Annotated in this window: 19 protein-coding genes; 11 read left to right on the forward strand and 8 right to left on the reverse strand. The window is 70.1% G+C overall.

Features of this window, described 5'->3' with window-relative positions; genetic code table 11:
• Positions 1–25 precede the first annotated feature (25 nt).
• The 3 genes from DTPSY_RS09175 to DTPSY_RS09185 are packed head-to-tail and all read right to left on the reverse strand — an operon-like array spanning position 26 to position 3,123.
• On the reverse strand, positions 26–964 hold the full coding sequence (locus DTPSY_RS09175) for a DMT family transporter (RefSeq protein ID WP_015913352.1): 939 nt from the start codon (positions 962–964) through the stop codon (positions 26–28).
• On the reverse strand, positions 961–1,509 hold the full coding sequence (locus DTPSY_RS09180; RefSeq protein WP_015913353.1) for a methylated-DNA--[protein]-cysteine S-methyltransferase: 549 nt from the start codon (positions 1,507–1,509) through the stop codon (positions 961–963). The genes DTPSY_RS09175 and DTPSY_RS09180 overlap by 4 nt, the downstream gene beginning before the upstream one ends.
• A gap of 60 nt (positions 1,510–1,569) precedes the next feature.
• Positions 1,570–3,123 (reverse strand): DNA-3-methyladenine glycosylase 2 family protein, encoded by a 1,554-nt coding sequence (locus tag DTPSY_RS09185; protein ID WP_015913354.1) that lies wholly within the window; start codon positions 3,121–3,123, stop codon positions 1,570–1,572.
• A 196-nt stretch (positions 3,124–3,319) separates the two neighbouring features.
• On the opposite strand from DTPSY_RS09185, the gene DTPSY_RS09190 reads away from it, so the two are divergent.
• From DTPSY_RS09190 to DTPSY_RS09210, 5 genes are all read left to right on the forward strand, one after another.
• Positions 3,320–4,708 carry a phosphomannomutase/phosphoglucomutase gene (locus DTPSY_RS09190; RefSeq protein ID WP_015913355.1) on the forward strand — a complete coding sequence of 463 codons (1,389 nt, stop codon included), beginning with the start codon at positions 3,320–3,322 and terminating at the stop codon, positions 4,706–4,708.
• Positions 4,709–4,724: 16 nt separating this feature from the next.
• Positions 4,725–6,086 (forward strand): 3-deoxy-D-manno-octulosonic acid transferase, encoded by a 1,362-nt coding sequence (locus tag DTPSY_RS09195; protein ID WP_015913356.1) that lies wholly within the window; start codon positions 4,725–4,727, stop codon positions 6,084–6,086.
• A gap of 125 nt (positions 6,087–6,211) precedes the next feature.
• Positions 6,212–8,917 (forward strand): bifunctional acetate--CoA ligase family protein/GNAT family N-acetyltransferase, encoded by a 2,706-nt coding sequence (locus tag DTPSY_RS09200; protein ID WP_015913357.1) that lies wholly within the window; start codon positions 6,212–6,214, stop codon positions 8,915–8,917.
• A 6-nt stretch (positions 8,918–8,923) separates the two neighbouring features.
• On the forward strand, positions 8,924–9,277 hold the full coding sequence (locus tag DTPSY_RS09205) for a DUF3147 family protein (RefSeq protein ID WP_015913358.1): 354 nt from the start codon (positions 8,924–8,926) through the stop codon (positions 9,275–9,277).
• Between the two features lie 44 nt (positions 9,278–9,321).
• Positions 9,322–9,903: a dihydrofolate reductase family protein gene (locus tag DTPSY_RS09210; protein ID WP_015913359.1), complete on the forward strand. Its 582-nt coding sequence runs from the start codon at positions 9,322–9,324 to the stop codon at positions 9,901–9,903.
• A gap of 83 nt (positions 9,904–9,986) precedes the next feature.
• Here the strand turns inward: DTPSY_RS09210 and DTPSY_RS09215 are convergent, their stop codons facing one another.
• From DTPSY_RS09215 to DTPSY_RS09230, 4 genes are all read right to left on the reverse strand, one after another.
• Complete coding sequence (locus tag DTPSY_RS09215) at positions 9,987–11,330, reverse strand: TolC family outer membrane protein (RefSeq protein ID WP_015913360.1); 1,344 nt, start codon at positions 11,328–11,330, stop codon at positions 9,987–9,989.
• A gap of 70 nt (positions 11,331–11,400) precedes the next feature.
• Positions 11,401–11,739 carry a rhodanese-like domain-containing protein gene (locus tag DTPSY_RS09220; protein ID WP_011805270.1) on the reverse strand — a complete coding sequence of 113 codons (339 nt, stop codon included), beginning with the start codon at positions 11,737–11,739 and terminating at the stop codon, positions 11,401–11,403.
• A gap of 31 nt (positions 11,740–11,770) precedes the next feature.
• Positions 11,771–12,481 (reverse strand): protein-L-isoaspartate O-methyltransferase family protein, encoded by a 711-nt coding sequence (locus DTPSY_RS09225; RefSeq protein ID WP_011805271.1) that lies wholly within the window; start codon positions 12,479–12,481, stop codon positions 11,771–11,773.
• 47 nt (positions 12,482–12,528) lie between these two features.
• On the reverse strand, positions 12,529–13,194 hold the full coding sequence (locus DTPSY_RS09230) for a TetR/AcrR family transcriptional regulator (RefSeq protein ID WP_015913361.1): 666 nt from the start codon (positions 13,192–13,194) through the stop codon (positions 12,529–12,531).
• 130 nt (positions 13,195–13,324) lie between these two features.
• Between DTPSY_RS09230 and msrA the strand changes: the two genes are divergently transcribed.
• From msrA to chrA, 6 genes are all read left to right on the forward strand, one after another.
• On the forward strand, positions 13,325–13,870 hold the full coding sequence (gene msrA / locus DTPSY_RS09235; protein ID WP_015913362.1) for a peptide-methionine (S)-S-oxide reductase MsrA: 546 nt from the start codon (positions 13,325–13,327) through the stop codon (positions 13,868–13,870).
• Between the two features lie 153 nt (positions 13,871–14,023).
• Complete coding sequence (locus DTPSY_RS09240) at positions 14,024–14,263, forward strand: hypothetical protein (RefSeq protein ID WP_015913363.1); 240 nt, start codon at positions 14,024–14,026, stop codon at positions 14,261–14,263.
• Between the two features lie 25 nt (positions 14,264–14,288).
• Positions 14,289–14,693: a hypothetical protein gene (locus DTPSY_RS09245; protein ID WP_015913364.1), complete on the forward strand. Its 405-nt coding sequence runs from the start codon at positions 14,289–14,291 to the stop codon at positions 14,691–14,693.
• Positions 14,694–14,867: 174 nt separating this feature from the next.
• The gene (locus DTPSY_RS09250) at positions 14,868–16,949 is read left to right on the forward strand and encodes a TonB-dependent receptor domain-containing protein (protein ID WP_015913365.1); all 2,082 of its coding nucleotides are present in this window, start codon (positions 14,868–14,870) and stop codon (positions 16,947–16,949) included.
• Between the two features lie 413 nt (positions 16,950–17,362).
• Positions 17,363–18,235 carry a hypothetical protein gene (locus DTPSY_RS09255; protein ID WP_015913366.1) on the forward strand — a complete coding sequence of 291 codons (873 nt, stop codon included), beginning with the start codon at positions 17,363–17,365 and terminating at the stop codon, positions 18,233–18,235.
• Between the two features lie 137 nt (positions 18,236–18,372).
• Positions 18,373–19,596, forward strand: coding sequence for a chromate efflux transporter (gene chrA, locus DTPSY_RS09260; protein ID WP_015913367.1), 1,224 nt, complete (start codon positions 18,373–18,375; stop codon positions 19,594–19,596).
• A gap of 64 nt (positions 19,597–19,660) precedes the next feature.
• Here chrA and DTPSY_RS09265 read toward each other — a convergent pair whose 3' ends face one another.
• Entirely contained in the window at positions 19,661–20,107 is a 447-nt protein-coding gene (locus DTPSY_RS09265) for an Lrp/AsnC family transcriptional regulator (RefSeq protein WP_015913368.1), read from the reverse strand.
• Between the last annotated feature and the right edge of the window lie 9 nt (positions 20,108–20,116).

Here is a 20,116-nt window from a genome sequence, read left to right on the forward strand (position 1 = left end):
TCGGGTGAAACCCTGCCGCGGCGCGTCAGGGCGCCTTTGTACCCGGCCGCACCGCGCCGCCCACCAACCCCGTGGAGAGCGCCGTGCCGCACGCAATGATCACGCCGCAGCCCAGCATCCACGGCGTGACCGCTTCGCCCAGAAACACCGCGCCGTAGAACACTGCGAACACGGGCGCCAGGAAAGTCACGGCCAGCGCCCGGCTGGGGCCGGCATTGGCAATCAGGCGGAAGTAGAGGATGTACGCAATGCCCGTGCACAGCACGGCAATGGCGGCGATGGCCGCCCAGGCGCGCAGGCTCGGCGTCTGCGCGGGCCAGGCCCACCACATGGGCAGGGCCAGCCCGAGCGCCGCGCCCACCTGGCTGCCCGTGGCCGTGGCCAGTGGCGGAATGCCCACCAGGTAGCGCCGTGCGTAACTGGCGGCCACCGCATAGCAGGTGGACGCCAGCAGGCACGCCGCAATGGCCCAGCCCACCTGGCTGCCGCTGGCGCCCACGCCAGCCGGTGCGCGCCAGGCCAGCAGCGCCACGCCGACGAAGCCCAGCGCCAGCCCCGCCCAGCGCAGCCGGCTGATGCGGTCGCCCAGCCACAGCCAGGCCACCAGCGCGCCGAACAGCGGCACCGTGGCATTAAGAATCGATGTCAGCCCGGTGGCGATGTGCATCACCGCCCAGGCGAACAGCGCGAACGGGATCGCCGAGTTGATGAGCCCGGCGAACAGCACGGGCCGCCAGTGGCGCCGCAGCGCGGGCCATTCGCCCCGGTGCAGCAGGAAGGGCCAGAGGAACAGGGCCGCCATCAGCACGCGCAGCCCGGCCATGGGCAGCGGGCCGAACTCGGCCGCGCCCAGGCGCATGAAGAGGAACGACGCCCCCCACAGGCTGGACAGCAGCACGAACTCGCCCACCCAGGCGGGCGCGTGGGGGGAGAGGGCCTCAGCGCTCGTGTGTGGTGCTGTCATGCGAAATTCAATAGAGGGGTGAAGGGAACGGCGCGGGCTTGCGGGCCCGACTCCAGCGCCAGCAGCGCCTTCTTGCGCGGCAGTCCCCCCGCGTAGCCGGTGAGGGCGCCCGCACTGCCGACGGCGCGGTGGCAGGGCACGACGACGCTGAGGGGGTTGCGCCCCACGGCCGCGCCCACGGCACGCACCGCGGTAGGCCGGCCGATCTGGCGTGCCAGCGCGCCATAGCTGGTGGTGGCGCCGTGCGGAACGGCCAGCAACGCCTGCCACACGGCCTGCTGGAAGGGTGTGCCGCCCGACAGGTCCAGCGGCAGATCGAACCGCGTGCGTTCGCCCCGCAGAAACTGCTGCAGTTGCTGGGCCGCCGCGCGCAGCACGGGATGGGCATCGTCTGTGGGCCACACGGGTGCGGCATCCAGTTGCGCGGGCTGGTGGCGCTGGCCGTCGAACCAGAGCCCGACCAGGCCTTTCGCGCTGGCGGCCAGGCGCACGTCGCCCAGGGCCGTTGCGATGCGGCTTTGCACGGTGTCGCGGGGGTATTGCATGGTGAATCCTTCATTAAACGCGAAATTTGCCTTTTGCGCAGGCGTACCCAGCGCCGGCAGCTATTGGTCTGATAGCGCCAGAGCCAAACCACTCCACGCGCGCAGCACGCCATAGCTGCGCCAGGGGCGCCAGGCGCGCGCTGCTTCAGTGGCGGCGCGCGCGGGTTGCGGCTGGCCCTGCACGCCCAGTGCCTTGTGCAGCGCCACGTCCCCGGCCGGAAAGGCGTCGGGCCAGCGCAGGGCGCGCATGGCGATGTACTGCGCCGTCCAGTCGCCAATACCGGGCAGCGCACGCAGCACGTCCAGCGTGGCGGGTACGTCGGCGCTGGCATCCAGCAGCAGCGTGCCCGCGTCCACGGCCTGCGCAAGCGCCACGATGGCGGCCTGCCGCTGGCGCACGATGCCCAGGCTGCCCAGTGCGTCCCCTTCTGCCCCGGCCAGAGCGGCCGGTGTGGGAAACAGCCGATGCAGGTCCGGCCATGGCGTGGCGATGGGCTCGCCAAAGCGCTCCACCAGCCGCTGCGCCAGCGTGCGCGCGGCGGCCACCGTGATCTGCTGGCCCAGAACGGCGCGCACCGCCAGCTCGAAGCCGTCGAACGCGCCCGGCACACGCAGGCCGTCGCCCTCCGGGAAGGAGGGGTGCAGCACCGCGTTGATGGCCTGCGGGTCCGCGTCCAGGTCGAACAATGCGCGCACCCGCGCGATGAGCTGTGGCAGCACGGGCTGCAGGCCGTCGCTGACGCGCAGCCACAGCTGGGGGCGCCCGTCATCGAAGCCGGCTTCCAGCCAGCCGGTGAAAACGGTGCCCGCGCTTGCCAGCCGCACCGTTCTGCGCAGAACCTGCGCCCCCGGCCCGGTGCGGATGCTCTCCATGCCGTGGATCTGCCGCGCCGCCAGAAAGCCCATCAGCGCGGCCGTGTCGTAGGGCGGGCGCAGGCCCAGACGCACCGCTCGAGCGCCTGCCTGTACCCCATCGGATGCGGCGCCTTGCCGGCGCAACTGGGTGGGATTGAGTCCGTAGTGGGTATTGAAAGCCGCGTTGAAGCGGCGCACGCTGGCAAAGCCGCTGGCCAGCGCCACCTGGGTGACGGGCAGATCGGTATCGGTCAGCAACTGCTTGGCCGCCAGCAGCCGGCGCGTCTGCAGGTACTGCAACGGCGAGATGCCCAGCGCGGCCTCGAAGATGCGGCGCAGGTGCCGGTCGCTCACGCCCAGGCGCGCGGCCAGCTGCGCCACCACGGCGCCGCTTTCGCACGCGCCCCAGGACTGCGGCGCATCCAGCATCCGCAGCGCCTGGCGCACGAGGATGCCCGATGCGTCCTGCACCGACCAGGCCAGCGCCTGCGGCGCCAGCTCGGGCCGGCAGCGCAGGCAGGGGCGAAAGCCGGCACTCTCGGCCTGCGCCGCCAGCGTGAAAAAACGGCAGTTTTCGCGCCGGGGCGTGCGTACGGCACAGACGGGACGGCAGTAGATTCCGGTGGAGGTCACGCCGGTGAAGAACCGTCCGTCAAAACGCGCATCCCGGGCCCGCAGGGCCAGGTAGCGGGCCTCGTCGTCGTCGGCCGCAGAGGCGGTGCTGGCGGGTGGAGCAGGGGAATGAAGAACGTCGGGCATGGGGCCATGATAGGCACGCGCAGCCGTTCTACTGGCCGTTTTCGGACATGCGCCTAGCCGGCCTCAGTTGGGTCCCCGGCTGACAGGTGCGCGCCTGGACCGGGCCTACAATTCCGACCTTTCTGCCGGCCTTCCTGCCGGCCTTGCCTGGACGGCGGACCTCCCGGTCCAGCCCCTTATCTCCAAGGAATCCCCTGTGCAGCTTTCTCCCGCGATCTTCAAGGCCTACGACATCCGCGGCATCGTGCCCAGCACGCTCAACGACGACGTGGCCCGCGCCCTCGGCCGGGCCTTTGGCACCGCCGCACTCGCGCAAGGCGAGCGTACGGTGGCTGTGGGACGCGACGGGCGCCTGTCGGGCCCCGCGCTCTCGGCCGCGCTGATCCAGGGCCTGGTGGACGCGGGCGTCGAGGTCATCGACATCGGCATGAGCACCACGCCCCTGCTGTACTTCGCGGCCAGCACGCTGTGCGCCAGCGGCATCCAGGTCACGGGCAGCCACAACCCCAAGGACTACAACGGCTTCAAGATGGTGCTGGCCGGCCGCGCGATCTACGGAGAGGAAATCCAGCAGCTACGCCGCACCATGGAGCAGCAGAGCTGGCAACTGCGCGAAGGGGGCCACGTGCGCCATGAGGACGTGCTGCCCGCCTACGTGCAACGCATCGTGGGCGACGTGAAGCTCGCGCGGCCCATGAAAATCGTGGTGGACAGCGGCAACGGCATCGCCGGCGCGTCGGCGCCCGGCATCTTCCGTGCACTGGGCTGCGAGGTGATTGAGCTGTTCTCCGAGGTGGACGGCAACTTCCCCAACCACCACCCCGACCCCAGCAAGCCCGACAACCTGCGCGACGTGATCGAGGCCTTGAAGACCAGCGACGCCGAACTGGGCCTGGCCTTCGACGGCGACGGCGACCGCCTGGGCATCGTGACCAAGGACGGTCAGAACATCTTCCCCGACCGGCAGATGATGCTGTTCGCCCAGGATGTGCTCTCGCGCGTGCCGGGCGCACCCATCCTGTTCGACGTGAAGTGCACGCAGCGCCTGGCGCCCGCCATCGAGGCCGCGGGCGGCCAGCCGCAGATGTACAAGACCGGCCATTCGCTCATCAAGGCACGCATGAAAGAACTGGACGCACCCCTGGGCGGCGAGATGAGCGGCCACATCTTCTTCAAGGAACGCTGGTTCGGTTTTGACGACGGCACGTATGCAGGCTGCCGCCTGCTGGAGATCCTGAGCCACCATGCCGACCCCAGCGCCGTGCTGAACGCCCTGCCCACGAGCCATTCCACGCCCGAACTCAACGTGCATTGCGAGGAGGGCGAGCCCCATCGCCTGACGGCCGAGTTGCAGGCGCTGGCGGCCGACGCGTTTGCGGCGCCGGCCCGCATCAGCACCATCGACGGCCTGCGCGTGGACTGGCCCGATGGCTTTGGCCTGATCCGCGCCAGCAACACCACGCCTGTGCTGGTGCTGCGCTTCGAGGGCCACACCGACGCCGCGCTGCAGCGCATCGAAGCCGCCATGCTGGCGCTGCTGGAACGCGTGAAGCCCGGCGCCCAGGTGGGCGGCGCCGCGCACTGAGGGCAGCGCGGGCGGCATGCACCAGCTCATCCTGTGGCTCTACAGCCTGGCCGTGTGGCTGGCCACGCCGCTGCTGCTGCGCAAGCTGCGCCGCCGCGCGCTCACCGAGCCCGGCTACGCCGTGGCCGTGCCCGAGCGCTTCGGCCACTACCCGCCGCCCATGGACAGCCTCTCGCCGTCATCGGAGACCGAAGCCGACGAGCAGTTCATCTGGATCCACGCCGTCTCCCTGGGGGAGACACGCGCGGCGGCCATCCTGCTGAAGGAACTGCGCCCGCTGCTGCCCGGCATGCGCCTGCTGCTCACCCACGGCACGGCCACGGGCCGGGCCGAGGGCGAAAAGCTGCTGCTGCCCGGCGACGTGCAGGTGTGGCAGCCCTGGGACACGCCCGGGGCCGTGCGGCGCTTTCTGCGGCAGTTCCGCCCGTCTATCGGCATCCTCATGGAGACGGAGATCTGGCCCAACCTCGTCGCGGCCTGCCGCCGGCGGCGCATCCCGCTGGTGCTGGCCAATGCGCGGCTCAACGAAAAGTCGCGCGCCGGCGCGCGCCGGCTGGGCTGGCTGTCGCGCCCGGCCTACGCCGGCCTGTCGGCCGTGTGGGCGCAGACCGAAGACGACGCCGCCCGCCTACGCGACGTGGGCGCGCATGTGGCGGGGGTCTTCGGCAACCTGAAGTTCGACGTGGTGCCGTCACCCGCCCTGCAGGCGCAGGGCCGTGCGTGGCGCGCCGCCAGCGCCCGACCGGTGGTGCTGCTGGCCAGCAGCCGCGAGGGCGAAGAGGCCATGTGGCTGGAGGTTTTGAAGCAAAAAACGCCTCTAGCGCCCGCCAGTCAATCGCCAACAGCTATTAATTCAGGAGTGAGCCAATCCGTGCAGTGGTTGGTGGTCCCGCGCCACCCCCAGCGTTTTGACGAGGTGCAGCGCCTGTGCGAGGCCGCCGGCCTGCGCGTGTCGCGGCGCAGCCAGTGGACCGCTCAGCCGGACAGCGCCGATGTGTGGCTGGGCGACTCGCTGGGCGAGATGGCGCTGTATTACGGTCTGGCCCACGTGGCGCTGCTGGGAGGCAGCTTTGCGCCGCTGGGCGGGCAGAACCTCATCGAGGCCGCGGCGGGCGGCTGCCCCGTGGTCATGGGCCCGCACACCTTCAACTTTGCCGAGGCCGCGCGCCTGGCCATCGACGCCGGCGCCGCCCTGCGCGTGGCCGACATGGCCGAGGGCGTGGCCGCCGCGGCCGCCCTGGCGCAGGACCCGCAGCGGCGGAGGGCGCTGTCCGAGCGCTGCGTGGCGTTCACCGAGGAGCACCGCGGCGCGGCCCTGGACACGGCCCTGGCCGTCCTGCAGCGCCTGCGCGAGGCCGTGGACGACCGTCCCGACTGAGCGGTCCGCCCGCGTTTCCTGCGATCACGACTGCAACCACGACTGCGAGGGCGCTGACACAGCGCAAGCCGCCGGCGTTGCCTGTCTCGCCAAGCAACGCCGGGATGGCAGAGAATCGCTCCATCATGATGGACAAGCACTACCTCACGCCCCTGTTCACGCCCAGCTCCATCGTCGTGCTGGCCGGCAACGCCGATGCGCCCGATACGCACACGCCCCAGGCCAAGGTGCTGCGCGAGGCGCTGGCCGCCCAGCGCTTCACGGGCACGCTCACCTACCTGGACATCCATACCAGCGGCACCCTGGCCGACCTGGCGCAGACGCGTGCGGACCTGGCCATCATCGCCCAGCCGCCGCAGGACCTGCCCGCCGCGCTGGAGGTGGCGGGGCGCATCAACTGCCGCTCGGCACTGGTGCTGTCCAACGGCGTGGATGCGCAACTGGCCGAGCAGCTGCGCAAGATCGCGCGTCGCGAGGGCATCCACCTGCTAGGGCCCAATTCGCTGGGCATGCAGCGGCCGTCGCTGCAATTGAACGCCAGCGCCGCGGGGCCGCTGGCGCGCGAGGGGTCGCTGGCCCTGGTGTGCCAGTCGGGCGCGCTCACCTCGTCCATCCTGGACTGGGCCAGCAACAACGCGGTGGGCTTTTCCAGCGTGATTTCGCTGGGCCCGCACACCGACGTGGGGCTGAGCGAGGCGCTGGACTTCCTGGCCAACGATGCGCGCACGCAGAGCATCGTGGTCTACATGGAGGGCATCCAGAATGCGCGCCGCTTCATGAGCGCCCTGCGATCGGCGGCGTATGCCAAGCCGGTGGTGGTGCTCAAGGCGGGGCGCAAGCCTGCAGGCAACGAGGCGGCGCAGACGCACAGCGCCGCCATCGTGGGCAGCGACGATGTGTTCGACGCCGCGCTGCGCCGCGCGGGCGCCGTGCGCGTGCGCTCGTTCGTGGAGCTGTTCTCGGCCGCCAAATGCCTGGCCTCGCGCTACCGCCCCGTGGGCAAGCGCCTGGCCATCATCACCAACGGCGGCGGCCCCGGCGTGCTGGCGGCCGACTGGGAGAACGAGATCGGACTGGACCTGGGCCGCTTTTCGCCCGAGACCTGCGCTGCGTTGGCACCCAAGCTGCCGCCGCTGGCCTCGCTGGCCGACCTGATCGATCTGTCGGAAGAAGCGGGGCCGGAGCACTATCGCCTGGCGCTGGAGGCAGCGTTCCGTGACAAGCAGATCGATGGCCTGCTGGCCATCTTCTCGCCCAAGGCCGGCGCCGACGCCGAAGCCGTGGCCACCGTGCTGGCCGATGCCAAGCGCCTGGCCTCCAAGCCCTTGCTGTCGTGCTGGATGGGCGACGCCTCGGTGGTGCCGGCGCGCCGCATCCTGCGGGCCGCGCAGATTCCCACCTTCCGAACGCCCGAGGCCGCGGTGGGCGCCTTCGGCAACATCGCCTCGTTCTACCAGAACCAGCAGCTTTTGCAGCAGACACCGCCGCCGCTCACGACGCTGTCCAAGCCCGACATCGAGGGCGCGCGCCTGGTGATCGAGAGCGTGCTGGCCGAGCGGCGCAACGTGCTGACCGAGATGGAGTCCAAGACGCTGCTGGCGGCCTTCCACATCCCGGTGACCAAGACGCTGCTGGCGCGCAGCAGCCACGAGGCGATGATGATCGCCACGCAGCTCGGCTTCCCCGTGGCGCTCAAGATCGATTCGCCCGATATCGCGCACAAGTCCGACGTGGGCGGCGTGGCGCTGAATGTGCACAACGGATCGGCCGCGCGCGATGCCTACACCGACATGGTGCAGCGTGTGGCGCGGGTACAGCCCGGCGCGCGCATCAACGGCGTAACGGTGCAGAAGATGGCACGCGGGCGCCGCGGGCGCGAGACCTGCATCGGCCTGGTCAGCGACGAACCCTTCGGCCCGGTGATCACCTTTGGCGCCGGCGGCACGATGATCGAGCTCATCAACGACCGCGCGATGGAATTGCCGCCGCTCAACCAATTCCTGGCGCGGCGGCTCATCGACCGCTCGCGCGTGGCCGAGACGCTGGGCGAATGGCGCGGCGCCACCGCCGTGGACCTGGAAGGGCTGGAGCAGGTGCTGCTGCGCGTGTCCGAAATGGTCTGCGCGCTGCCCCAGCTGCGCGAGATGGACATCAACCCCCTGATCGTGGACGAGCAGGGCGCCGTGGCCGTGGACGCTCGCATCGTCATCCATGAAACCGCCCAGGGCGGCTCGCGCGGCGAGGTGGCCGGCTACGGGCACTACGGCCACCTCTCCATCCTGCCGTATCCGGCGCGCTATGAAGCAGTCTGGCCGCTGCGCGGCGGGGGTGAGTATCTGGTGCGACCGATCCGCCCGGACGATGCGCAGATGGTGCAGCGCCTGGTCAAGGAACTGTCGCCCGAGAGCCGCTACTTCCGCTTCGTGTCGCAGTTGGCCGAGCTGCCGCCTTCCATGCTGGCGCGTTTCACCCTCATCGACTACGACCGCGAAATGGCCCTGGTGGCCGTGCACCGCGAGCGCGTGGTGGACGAGGAGGGCGAGGTGAGCCACAAGGAGCGCATCGTGGGCGTGTCGCGCTACGTGACCAACCCCGACCAGACGAGCTGCGAGTTCGCGTTGCTGGTGGCCGACGACTTTGCCGGCAAGGGGCTGGGATCGCGCCTGATGCTCAGCATCATGGACGTGGCGCGCGATCGCGGCCTGGCCGAGATCCAGGGCCTGGTGCTGGCCAACAACCCGACCATGCTCAAGCTGATGCGGCGCCTGGGCTTCGAGGTGCGCACCTTCGAGGACGACCCAGAGTTCCGCCTGGTGGTGCACCAACTGTAAAAACCGATGGGCTGGCTCGTCACCAAATACCTGATCACCGCGGCGGTGGTGGTCGCCGTGTCCGAAGCAGCCAAGCGCAGCGACAGGCTGGGCGCATTGCTGGCGGCGCTGCCGCTGGTGACGTTCCTCGCGCTGGTCTGGCTGTACGTGGAAAAGCAGCCGCAGGAAAAAATCGCCAACCACGCTTGGTACACGTTCTGGTACGTGGTCCCCACGCTGCCCATGTTTTTGGCCTTCCCCTGGCTGCTGCCGCGCATCGGGTTCGGCCTGACCCTGCTGGCCAGCGCCGCCATCACCGTGGTCTGCTTCGGCCTGTTCGCGCTCGCCGTGCGGCCGCTGGGCGTCGAGTTGCTGCCCTGACCCTGCAGAGCTTTGCGGGACGGCCCACGCGCTATAAACCGTCCATGAAAACCCAGTATTTCACCGCCACCAGCCTGGACGGCTTCCTCGCCACGGAAGACGACTCGCTGGATTGGCTTTTCACCCTGGGCAGCCTGGAGGAATCCAGCTATCCCGCCTTCATCGCGCAGGTGGGTGCCCTGGCCATGGGGTCATCCACCTACGAATGGATGCTGCGCAACGCGGACGCCGTGCGCGCCGAAACGGGCTCCGCCTGGCCCTACACGCAGCCCGCCTGGGTTTTCTCCTCGCGCCGCCTGCCGGGCATCGACGGGGCGGACATCCGCTTCGTGCAGGGCGACGTGCGGCCGGTGCACGCGGCCATGCGCTTGGCGGCGGGGACGAAGAACCTCTGGGTAGTAGGCGGCGGGGACCTTGCCGGCCAGTTCTACGACGCTGGCTTGCTGGACGAGCTGATCCTGCAGGTGGGCTCGGTCACGCTGGGACGAGGCAAGCCGCTGTTTCCGCGCCGGCTGCCCAGCACCGCGTTGCGCCTGCTTGACGCACAGCCCCTGGGGACGGGCATGGTGGAGCTGCGTTATGCCGTGAACCGGACGGGTGACCCGGCGGACTTTGACCGGGAATGATGGTCTTTTAAGCCTCTAGCGCTTATCCATCAAGCGCTAGCAGCTACTGTTTATATAGCAATAGCGGTGGGTATCGCAGGGTGTCAGCGACTCAGCAGGCTGTCCACCGCCACCACGTCGTCCATGGACAAGGTGCCGGCGGCCTGCTTGAGGCGCAGCGTGCCCATGAGCACGTTGTAGCGTGCCACGGCCAGGTCGCGCTTGGTCTGGTAGAGCTGGCTCTGGGCGTTGAGCACGTCGATGTTGATGCGCACGCCCACCTCGTAGCCCAGCTGGTTGGCTTCCAGCGCGCTCTGGGTGGACGCCTCGGCCGCCTGCAGCGCCCGCACCTGGCTCTGGCCCGACTGCACGCCGAAGAACGCGGCGCGCGTGGCCTGGGCCACGCTGCGGCGCGCATGGTCCAAGTCGGCGCGCGCCTTGTCTTCCAGCGACAGGGTTTCCTTCACCCGGTTTTGCACCGCGAAGCCCGCGAACAGCGGCAGGTTGAGCGCCACGCCCACGCTGGCGACGTTGGCACGGGAGTGCACGCCCGGCATGGTGACGGTGCCGTTGGGCGTGCGCTGCACGCTGTAGCCCGCCTGCAGATCCACCGTGGGCAGGTGGCCGGTCTCGGCCTTGGCGGTCTCCAGGCGCGCCACGTCCAGCGCGATGGCTGCCTGGCGCACCTGGGGTTGCTGATCTTCCGCGACGTGCACCCAGCTGTTCACATCGGCCGGCTGCACCGCGGGCAGCTGCACCGGCTGGGCCAGGGGCAGCGGGGTCAGGCCCGAGCGGCCCACGGTCTGCTCCAGTGCCAGGCGCTTGACGTGCAGGTCGTTCTCGGCCGCGATCTCCTGGGCCGACACCAGGTCGTGCCGCGCGTGGGCCTCGCGCTCGTCGGTCACCGTGGCGGTGCCGACCTCGAAATTGCGCTTGGCCGCGGCCAGTTGTTCGGCCACGGCAGCCTTTTGGGCCTGCATGAAGGTCAGGGTGTCCTGGGCGGCCAGCACATCGAAATACGCCTGGCTCACGCGCACCAGCAGGTCCTGCTCGGCCCCGTCACGCTGCGCGCGGGCAATGTCGATCCCGCGCTGCCCCTGCTCGAAGCCGATGCGGTTGGCCGGCCGGTACAGCGGCTGCGAGGCCACCACGCCCACGGTCTGGGTAGGGGCGTGCAGGTCCAGCGGGGGCAGGGGGCCACGGGTCAGGTCGGTGCGGGCGTAGGTCACGCCCCCATTCAGCGCGGCGCTGGGCAACAGTCCTGCGCGCGCCTGCTCGGCACGGCTGTCGGCGGCCTGCAACTGTGCCTGCGCGGCCTGCCACGGGGCGTCATAGCTGCGCGCCCATTCCACCAGCGTGGACAGGCTCTGCGCCTGCGCGGGCAGGGCGCCCAGCGCGCAGACGCCCACGGCCAGGGAAACGGAGAGCAACCGTTGCAGTGATGTCATGGCGTTCTTCAGGAAGGTCTGCGGTGATCAATGGGAAGGCTGCAGCACGCCGGGCGACGTCCGTGGTGGCTCAATACCGGGGCACCGCCGGGTCGCGCTCATGCGACCAGGCCTCGATGCCGCCCGTGATATTGGCCACCTGGTCGAAGCCCTGGTGCGCCAGGAAGCCCGCCACCCGCAGGCTGCGCATGCCGTGGTGGCACAAGCAGGCCACAGGGCGGGCGGGGTCCAGTTCATCCAGCCGTGCGGCCAGCTCCCCCATGGGGATGGCCACGAGCTCAAACCCCTGGGGCGTCACGCTGGCGGTCTGCAGCTCCCATGGCTCACGCACGTCCAGCACCAGCGGGCGGCTGCCGGCGTTAGCGGTCAGCCAGTCGGCCAGTTGGGCAGGGCGCACGTGGTCGATCATGCAAAGGTTCCTGAAGGACGCTGAAGGGGTGTCAGAACTTGAAGCGGGTCGGCTCCGGGAAGTGGCGCAGGCGCGGCACCACCACATCCCAGGGTTGAGTGGTCTCGTACCGGTCACCTTGGCGGCGCACGAACGTGGCGCGCATCATCGGCATGTGGCCCACGAAGGCGCCCAGGCGGCCGCCGTCGCGCAGCAGGCCCAGCAGGCGCTGGGGAATCTCGGCCACCGAGCCGCTGAGCACGATCACATCGAACGGACCATCGGGGATGGGGTCCAGCGCGCCGTCGGACTGGCGCACCTCGGCGTTGTCCACGCCGGCACTGCGCAGGTTCTCGCGGGCGAACTCGGCCAGCTCCGGGACGATCTCCAGCGACACCACGCGCTCGGCGCGCGCGGCCAGCAGCGCGGCCATGTAGCCCGAGCCCGCGCCGATCTCCAGCACGCGGTCGGTGGATTGCACCTGCAGATCCTGCAACATGCGCGCATCCACGCGCGGCGCCAGCATCACCTGGCCCAGGCGCTCGGCTTCTTCCACCGAGGGGTTCAGCGGGATCTGCGTGTCGATGAAGGCGGCCCCCTGGTAGGCCGGAGGCACGAACTCCTCGCGGCGCACGGTGAACAGCAACTCCAGCACCGCCTCGTCCAGCACGTTCCACGGGCGGATCTGCTGCTCGACCATGTTGTAGCGGGCCTGCTCGGTAGGATCGCAAATGTCAGCGGACGTGTTCAGAGGCATGTTCATGGGGTACTCCGGAGGCGGGTCACTGTGGTTCAGACAAACTCCTGATTCTAGGTCGGCCGCACGCACAGCCCCTGCAAGACGTTCTCGGCCTGCAGGCGGATGTATTCCTGCGCGGAGAACGTGTCAGGGTTCGGGATGCACAGCGACAGCGAAGGCTGCGAGAACATCAGGAACATCAAGGGCGCCAGTACCAGATAGACAGCATGGTCCAGATCCAGCGTGCGGAACTCGCCACGGTCCATGCCGCGCTGCAGGATGCGGCGGATCAGGCGGTGGCCGGGTTCCACGACCTCCCGGCGGTAGAACTCAGCGATCTCCGGGAAGTTGTTGGCCTCGCTCAGCATGAGCTTGCCCAGGCCCGATGCCTTGGTGGAGCCCACGCGCTCCCACCACGTCTGAAAGCAGTACTGCACCAGTTCGCTGCTCGTGCCCTCGAAGGTTTCCATCTCCAGGTCCCATTCAGGGAAGCGGCCCGCAATGTTCTTGCGCACCACGGCCTTGAAAAGGTCTTCCTTGCTGGGGAAGTAGAGGAACAGCGTGCCCTTGGACACGCCCGCGCGCGCGGCGACCTCGTCCACCCGGGTGGCGGCAAACCCTTTTTCCACGAACAGGTCCAGGGCAGCGTCCAGCAATTCACCGGGCCGGGCTTCCTTGCGGCGGCCACGGCGCGGGGGTTCGGACGATTCGGGGACTGGGGGGAGGGCGGCGGCCATAAATTACTGACTGACTGGTTAGTAATATAACAACCCGCCTTGCCCCCGTCAACGCAAGGGCAGACTTCGGGACGGCGCCTTCGCTTCATTTCTATGATGAGGCTTTCATCCCTTCACGAGGCGCAATCCCATGTCCGATCTGCAGTCCATCACCCTCGGCGGCGGGTGCTTCTGGTGCACCGAAGCCGTGTTCGACCGCGTGCGCGGCGTGACCGACGTGCAAAGCGGCTATGCCAATGGCGACGTAGCCGAGCCCACCTACGAGCAGGTGTGCAGCGGCACGACCGGCCACGCCGAGGTGGTGCGCGTGACCTTCGACCCCGCGCAGATCGGCGTGCGCGAGATCTTGGAGATCTTCTTCGCCACGCACGACCCCACCACCCTCAACCGCCAGGGCAACGACGTGGGCACGCAGTACCGCAGCGCCATCTACTTCGCCGACCCCGCACACCAGGACGTGGCCGAAGAGCTGTTGCGCCAGATGGGGCAGGACAAGCTCTTTGGCGCGCCCGTGGTGACCGAGGTGGCACCCCTGGTGAACTACTGGCCCGCGGAGGACTACCACCAGGACTACTACCGCAACCACCCCAACCAGGGCTATTGCGCCTTCGTCGTGGGGCCAAAGGTGGAGAAGTTCCGCAAGACCTTCGCACGGCACCTCAAACCCGGCGCCTGACCGCTGTGCGGCCCAGGTCGCCGCCAGCGGGTCCACCGCCTTCCCACAGCGGCGCATCCGCGCAGCCTTTTGGGAATCCCTGCGGGTTCCTGCGCTATCCTCCCGGGCCCGCGCCGCAACAGCGGCGCGGTGTTACTTTGGAGGAAGCAACCCATGAAACCCTGGCTCGCCACCCTGCTGCTGGGCTGCGCCGCCGTCGCGCACGCGCAGGAGCACACCGCGCAGCAGACCAAGGTCGACATCGAGCGCCACCGCGCCATGGCAGCAGCGCACGAGGCCGCTGCCAAGTGCCTGGAATCCGGCAAGGGCGAAGAAACCTGCCGCAAGGAATTGCAGGCCGCCTGCAAGAACCTGGCGATCGGCAAGTACTGCGGCATGAAGCACGCCCACTGACGACTGCACCTTTCACCCAGCCCGCATGTCCCTGACACCCGCGCTCTTGCCGCAACTGCGCCGCCGCCTGGCCCTGACCTGGCTGCTGCTGGCGCTGGTGCTCGCGCCCGCACTCGGGCGCATGCACCAGGTGTTGCACCTGCCCGCGGGGCAAGGGCTGGCGCATGCCTTGCACGACGACGGGCATGCACGGGATGCGGCAAGCGCCGGGCAACAGGCCCTGGACACCCTGCATGCGCTGTTTGCCGGGCACGGCGCCGCGGACTGCCAGGTGCTGGACGAGCAGACGCTGGTGGGCGCCGCGCTGGGCCAGGCCCCCGCGCAGGTCCAGGCACAGCCGCAGCTGCCCCCTGCCAGAACCCCAGCACCCGTGCCGCGTGCAGGCCGGGCGGCGCCTTTCCATGCCCGCGCTCCGCCCCTGAGCGCCTGAGGCTCCCCGCCTCGCGCCGCCCCTTTGCGTGCCGGCGCCAAAAAACTCCTCTTTTTATAGCTGCTCGCGCTTGATACATAAGCGTTAGAGGCAGTTTTGAATCAATTTTCAAGCGCGGCCGCGTGCGGCCCAAGCGCTCGCGCGCGCCTGCCGCCTTTTGACGGAAATCGTTGTATGAACTCCTTCACCCCTTTCGCCCGCATGCCGGGCGCAATGCACCCGCTGGCCTGGGCCGCGCTGCTGTGCCTGACCAGCGCAGCACCCGCGTGGGCGCAGGCGGATGCCCGCCTGCCCGAGGTCACCGTGTCCTCCAGCGGTTTGCAGCTGGGCGTGTCCGAAATGACGCAGCCCGTGTCTGTGCTGGAGGGCGACGCCCTCGTGCGCCAGCGCGAGGCCACGCTGGGCGAGACCCTGGACGGCGAGCCCGGCATCACCGGCAGCCATTTCGGCGCGGGCGCCAGCCGCCCTGTGATCCGCGGCATGGACGGCCCGCGCGTGCGCGTGCTCTCTGACGGGTCCGAACTGCACGACGCCTCCACCGTCAGCCCGGACCACGCCGTGGCGGCCGAGCCGCTGCTGGCCACGCAGGTCGAAGTGCTGCGCGGGCCGTCGGCGCTGGTCTACGGCGGCGGTGCCGTGGGCGGCGTGGTCAACGTGCTGGACGGCAAGGTGCCCACGGCCGTGCCCGACAAAGGCTACGAAGGCAGCGCCGAGCTGCGCGCCGGCAGTGCGGCACGCGAAAAGGCCGGCGCTGTCGCGCTGACCGGTGGCGCGGGCAACCTGGCCGTGCACGTGGAGGCCGCCGGTCGGGACGCCGACGACTACCGCGTGGGCAGCGGCTGGGCCGAGGGGCGCCGCGTGCCCGGCAGCTTCAACCGCACGGGTACCGGCAGCGTGGGGCTGTCCTGGGTTGGCAGCCGCGGCTACCTGGGCCTGGCCTTCACACGCCAGAACGCCAAATACGGCCTGCCGGGCCACAGCCACAGTTTCGAAGGCTGCCACACCCATGGCAACCACCTGCACTGCGGCAGCCATGACGAGCACGACCACGAGGACGACGGGCATGACCACGACCACGGTCACGAAGCCGTTCCTGTGGTGGACCTGCGCAGCGAGCGCGTGGACATCCGCGGTGAGCTGCGCGACCCGTTCACCGGCTTCTCCGCGCTGCGCCTGCGCGCGGGCGTGACCGACTACGTACACGACGAGGTGGAGGAGGGCACCGTCGCCACCACCTTCAAGAACAAGGCCCACGACCTGCGCGTGGAGTTGCAGCACGAGCCCGTCGCCGGCTGGCGCGGCGTGCTGGGCCTGCAGACCGGGCAGCGCAAGTTCAGCGCCGCGGGAGAAGAGGCCTACGTGCAACCCACCCTCACGCGCCAATGGGGCGTGTTTCTGCTGGAGGAATACCGCCTGGGCGACTGGCATGGCGACTGGCGCATCGAGACCGCGCTGCGTCACGACCGCCAAAGCGCCGAAGCGCAGGACAGCGGTGTAGAGCGGCGCCACCACGGCACCTCCGCATCGCTGGGCGCGGTGTGGCGCTTTGCGCCTGGCTACGCCGCGGGCGCGAGCATCACCCGCGCCCACCGTGCGCCCACCGCCGAGGAACTGTACGCGCGCGGCCTGCACATGGCCACGTCCACCTACGAGCGTGGCGACGCCAGTCTGCGTGCGGAAACCTCGCGCAACATCGACCTGAGCCTGCGCAAGACCAGCGGGGACACCACGTTTGACGTGAGCGTGTTCCATAACCGCATCCGCAACTACATCTACGGCCGCACGCTCGACGAACTGGACGGCCTGCAGCTGCTGCAGTACAGCCAGGCGGGCGCCACCTTTACCGGCATGGAGGGCCGGGTGCGCCAGCGCATCACGCAGCGCCTGGGGGTCACCCTGTTCGGGGACAGCGTGCGTGCCCGCCTGGACGGTGGCGCGCGGTTGCCGCGCATCGCCCCCGCACGCGTGGGCCTGCGCCTGGATGCCAACTGGCGCGACTGGGACGGCGCGGTGGAATGGGTGCAGGTGGCGCGGCAAAACCGCGTGGCCGCGTTCGAGACCGCCACGCCTGGCTACGGCATGCTGAACCTGGGCCTGGCCTACAACAGCCGCACGGGCAGTGGCACGCCGTGGCAGGTGTACCTGAAGGCGCGCAACCTCACGGACCGCCTGGCCTACGCCCACACCTCGTTCATCAAGGACGCGGCCCCGCTGGCAGGGCGCAACGTGACGGTGGGCGTGCGCGTGTCGTTCTGACACCGTCATCCCCGGCCCGCGGCGGGTGCGCATGCACATCCGCCGCGCAGCACGCACGGCGGTGCGCAAAAGACCGCGCGCCGCCGTGCGACAAGGTTGTCCCGCGAACTGCGCACTGCTAGCATGCGCGCCCATGTTCCCGACCACACCCGTCCGCCGCACCCTTGCGCGCAACCGCGTGGGCGTCGTGGCGCGTGTGCTCTGGCCATACCAGCCGGTCGCACATTCCTCCGCCCGGCGATAAAGCACCCTTCCTCTTTCCAACGCGCAGAACCACCATCGCCGGGCACCCGCCCTGCGCAACGGCGGACGACGCCTTCCCACGCCCGCTCGCGCGGGCCCTTCGTCCGCCGGGTCACCCCAGGCCCCCGCAGCAGCACCGCACGGGCGCCTTGCAAGGATTGGAGCGTCGCATGGAATTCACCAAGCAGTTTCTCCGGGCCAAGAGCCCCTGCGCCAACGGCTTTCGCTGGTTCGTGCGCCATGTCGAGGACGGTGTGGGCTACCAGCAGGCGCTGGACCAGCTGGTGGCCGCCGGCCGCGTGGACGACGCACTGTGGCTGCTGGGCCAGTTCGGCCCCTCGAACGCAGTGCTGCACCTGGACAGCCTGGAGGCGGAGTCCCTGGTGTTCGCGGGCACCGTGCAGGTGCGCGGAGGCATCGAGGTGGACGGCGTGATCCACGTCGGCCGCTCCCTCCATTCAGGGGGCGGCATCCGCGCCGGCAGGGCCATCGTGGCGGGCGAGGACATCCGCGCCGGCGCGCACATCCACAGCGATGGGCGGCTGCACTGCGGCGGCCACCTGCGCACCGACTGGGGCGTGCAGGTGCAGGAATCGCTGCACTGCGGCGGCGACCTGCGCGCGGCGTGGGACGTGGTCTGCCACGGCGCGCTCAGCGTGGGCGCCAGCGCCTTCGTGGGGCAGGACCTGCTGGTGCACGGCGGCATCGACTGCGGCAAAAGCCTGCGCGTGGGCGGGCATGTGAGCGGCGAAGGCAGCCTGCGCGCGGGGCAGGGCATCGTGGTCGGCGGAGCCATCAGCGGCCTGACGCACCTGGAGGCCGGCTGGGGCATCAAGGCGGGCGAGTGCATCCACACGCAGGGCGCCATCAAGGCCGGCGAGAGCCTGAGCGCGGGTGAGGACATCCGCGCGGGCGAAGGCTACGGCATTTTCGCGGGCCTGAACGTGCAGGAGCCCGCCTGGGAGGTGTGTGCCCAGGTCTGGGCGCAGCAGCCGCCGGCCGGCCTGCGCAGCGGGGTGTGGATGGGGCCCTGCGCTATCTGATGCCCCACAGCGGCTGCGGCTGCAAAAATCAGGAGGTCTGCTTGCGCGCGCACGCGTCGCGCCCCGCTGCTGGCACGCGGCGCCAGTCATCCGCGCGCCACGCGCAATAGCGATACTCGGGGTTTCTCGCCCGCTGCATGCCACCCATTTCTCCTTTCGCCGCCACCCGCCACCACGCCAGCGCCTGGCGGGTGTTCCTCATCTTCCTGCGCCTGGGTCTGACGTCGTTCGGCGGGCCAGTGGCCCATCTGGGCTACTTCCGCGAGGAATTCGTCGCGCGCCGCGGTTGGCTGACGGAAGACGCCTATGCCGACCTGGTGGCGCTGTGCCAGTTCCTGCCCGGCCCCGCCAGCAGCCAGGTGGGTCTGGCGCTGGGCCTGCGCCAAGCGGGGTGGGGCGGCGCACTGGCGGCCTGGCTGGGTTTCACGCTGCCCTCCGCGCTGGTGATGGCGCTGCTGGGCCTGGGCCTGGTGGCGGGGCAGGGCCTCGTACCCGCGGGCATGCTGCACGGCCTGAAGGTGGCGGCCGTGGCCGTGGTGGCGCAAGCCGTGTGGGGCATGGCGCGCAGCCTGTGCCGCGGGCCCGCACGGCTGCTGCTGATGGTGCTGGCCTGTGCGCTTGCGCTGCTGTGGCCGGGCGTGGTGGGGCAGGTGGGCGCCATGCTGGTCGCGGGGCTGGCCGGCCTGGGGCTGTGGGGGCGCGCGGGCGCCATGCCGGCTCCACCATCGCAGGGCGGGCTGGCGGCCGGGGTGCGACCGCGTACCGGAGCGCTGCTGCTGGCCGCATTTGCGGCGCTGCTGGTGCTGCTGCCGCTGGCTGCGCGCGCTTGGCCTCAAGGATGGCTGGTGCTGGCCGATGCGTTCTACCGCGCCGGCGCCCTGGTGTTCGGCGGCGGCCACGTCGTGCTGCCGCTGCTGCAGGCCGAGGTGGTGGCCACCGGCTGGGTGGCGGCCGACGATTTCCTGGCAGGCTATGGATTGGCGCAGGCGGTGCCGGGGCCGCTGTTCACCTTTGCGGCCTTTCTGGGCGCAGCGGCAGGCCACGGCGCGGGCGGCTGGCTGGGCGCGGCCGTATGCCTGGTGGCGATCTTCGTGCCAGCATTCCTGCTGGTGGCGGGCGCGCTACCGTTCTGGGATCGGCTGCGGCACAACGCACGTGCCCGGGCGGCCTTGGCGGGCGTGAATGCCGCCGTGGTGGGCCTGCTGCTGGCGGCGCTCTACCACCCGGTGTGGACCAGCGCCATCCATGCGCCAGCCGACCTGGCGTTGGCACTGGCGGCCTTTGCCGCGCTGGTATGGGCGCGCGTGCCGCCGTGGCTGGTGGTGCCGTTGTGCGGCGCAGCAGGTTGGCTGCTGGGCTGATTACAGAAGGAAAACGGCCTCAGCGCTTATCCATCAAGCGCTAGCAGCTCTCATTAATAGAGCATCAACCGCCCACGCTGCGACGGTCGATCTTGCGGCTGAGCACGATGCTGGTCTGCGTGTTCTGCACGCCGTCCAGCTGGCCGATGCGGTCCAGCAGGCCGTCGAGCTGCTCGTGGCTGGTGCAGCGCAGAAACACCAGGTAGTCGAACGGCCCGCTCACCGCCGAAACCTCTTCCACCTGGGGCAGGGCCTGCAACGTTTGCAGCACCGCCGGCCCGGCCTTGGGCAACACGCGCAGTGCGCACCACGCGCGCACGGCGCTGCCTGCCAGCCGCTGGCCCAGGCGCACGCCGTAGCCGGCGACCACCCCTTCACGCTCCAGCCGCGCAATGCGCGCCACCACCGTGGTGCGTGCCAGGCCCAGGCGGCGCGCCAGCTCGGCCGTGCCCTCGCGCGCGTTGGCCTGCAGCAGGCTGAGCAGTTGTTGGTCCAGTGCGTCCAGTTCCACGGGTGTCTC

This window comes from [Acidovorax] ebreus TPSY (assembly GCF_000022305.1).
Lineage (GTDB): Bacteria > Pseudomonadota > Gammaproteobacteria > Burkholderiales > Burkholderiaceae_C > Diaphorobacter > Diaphorobacter nitroreducens.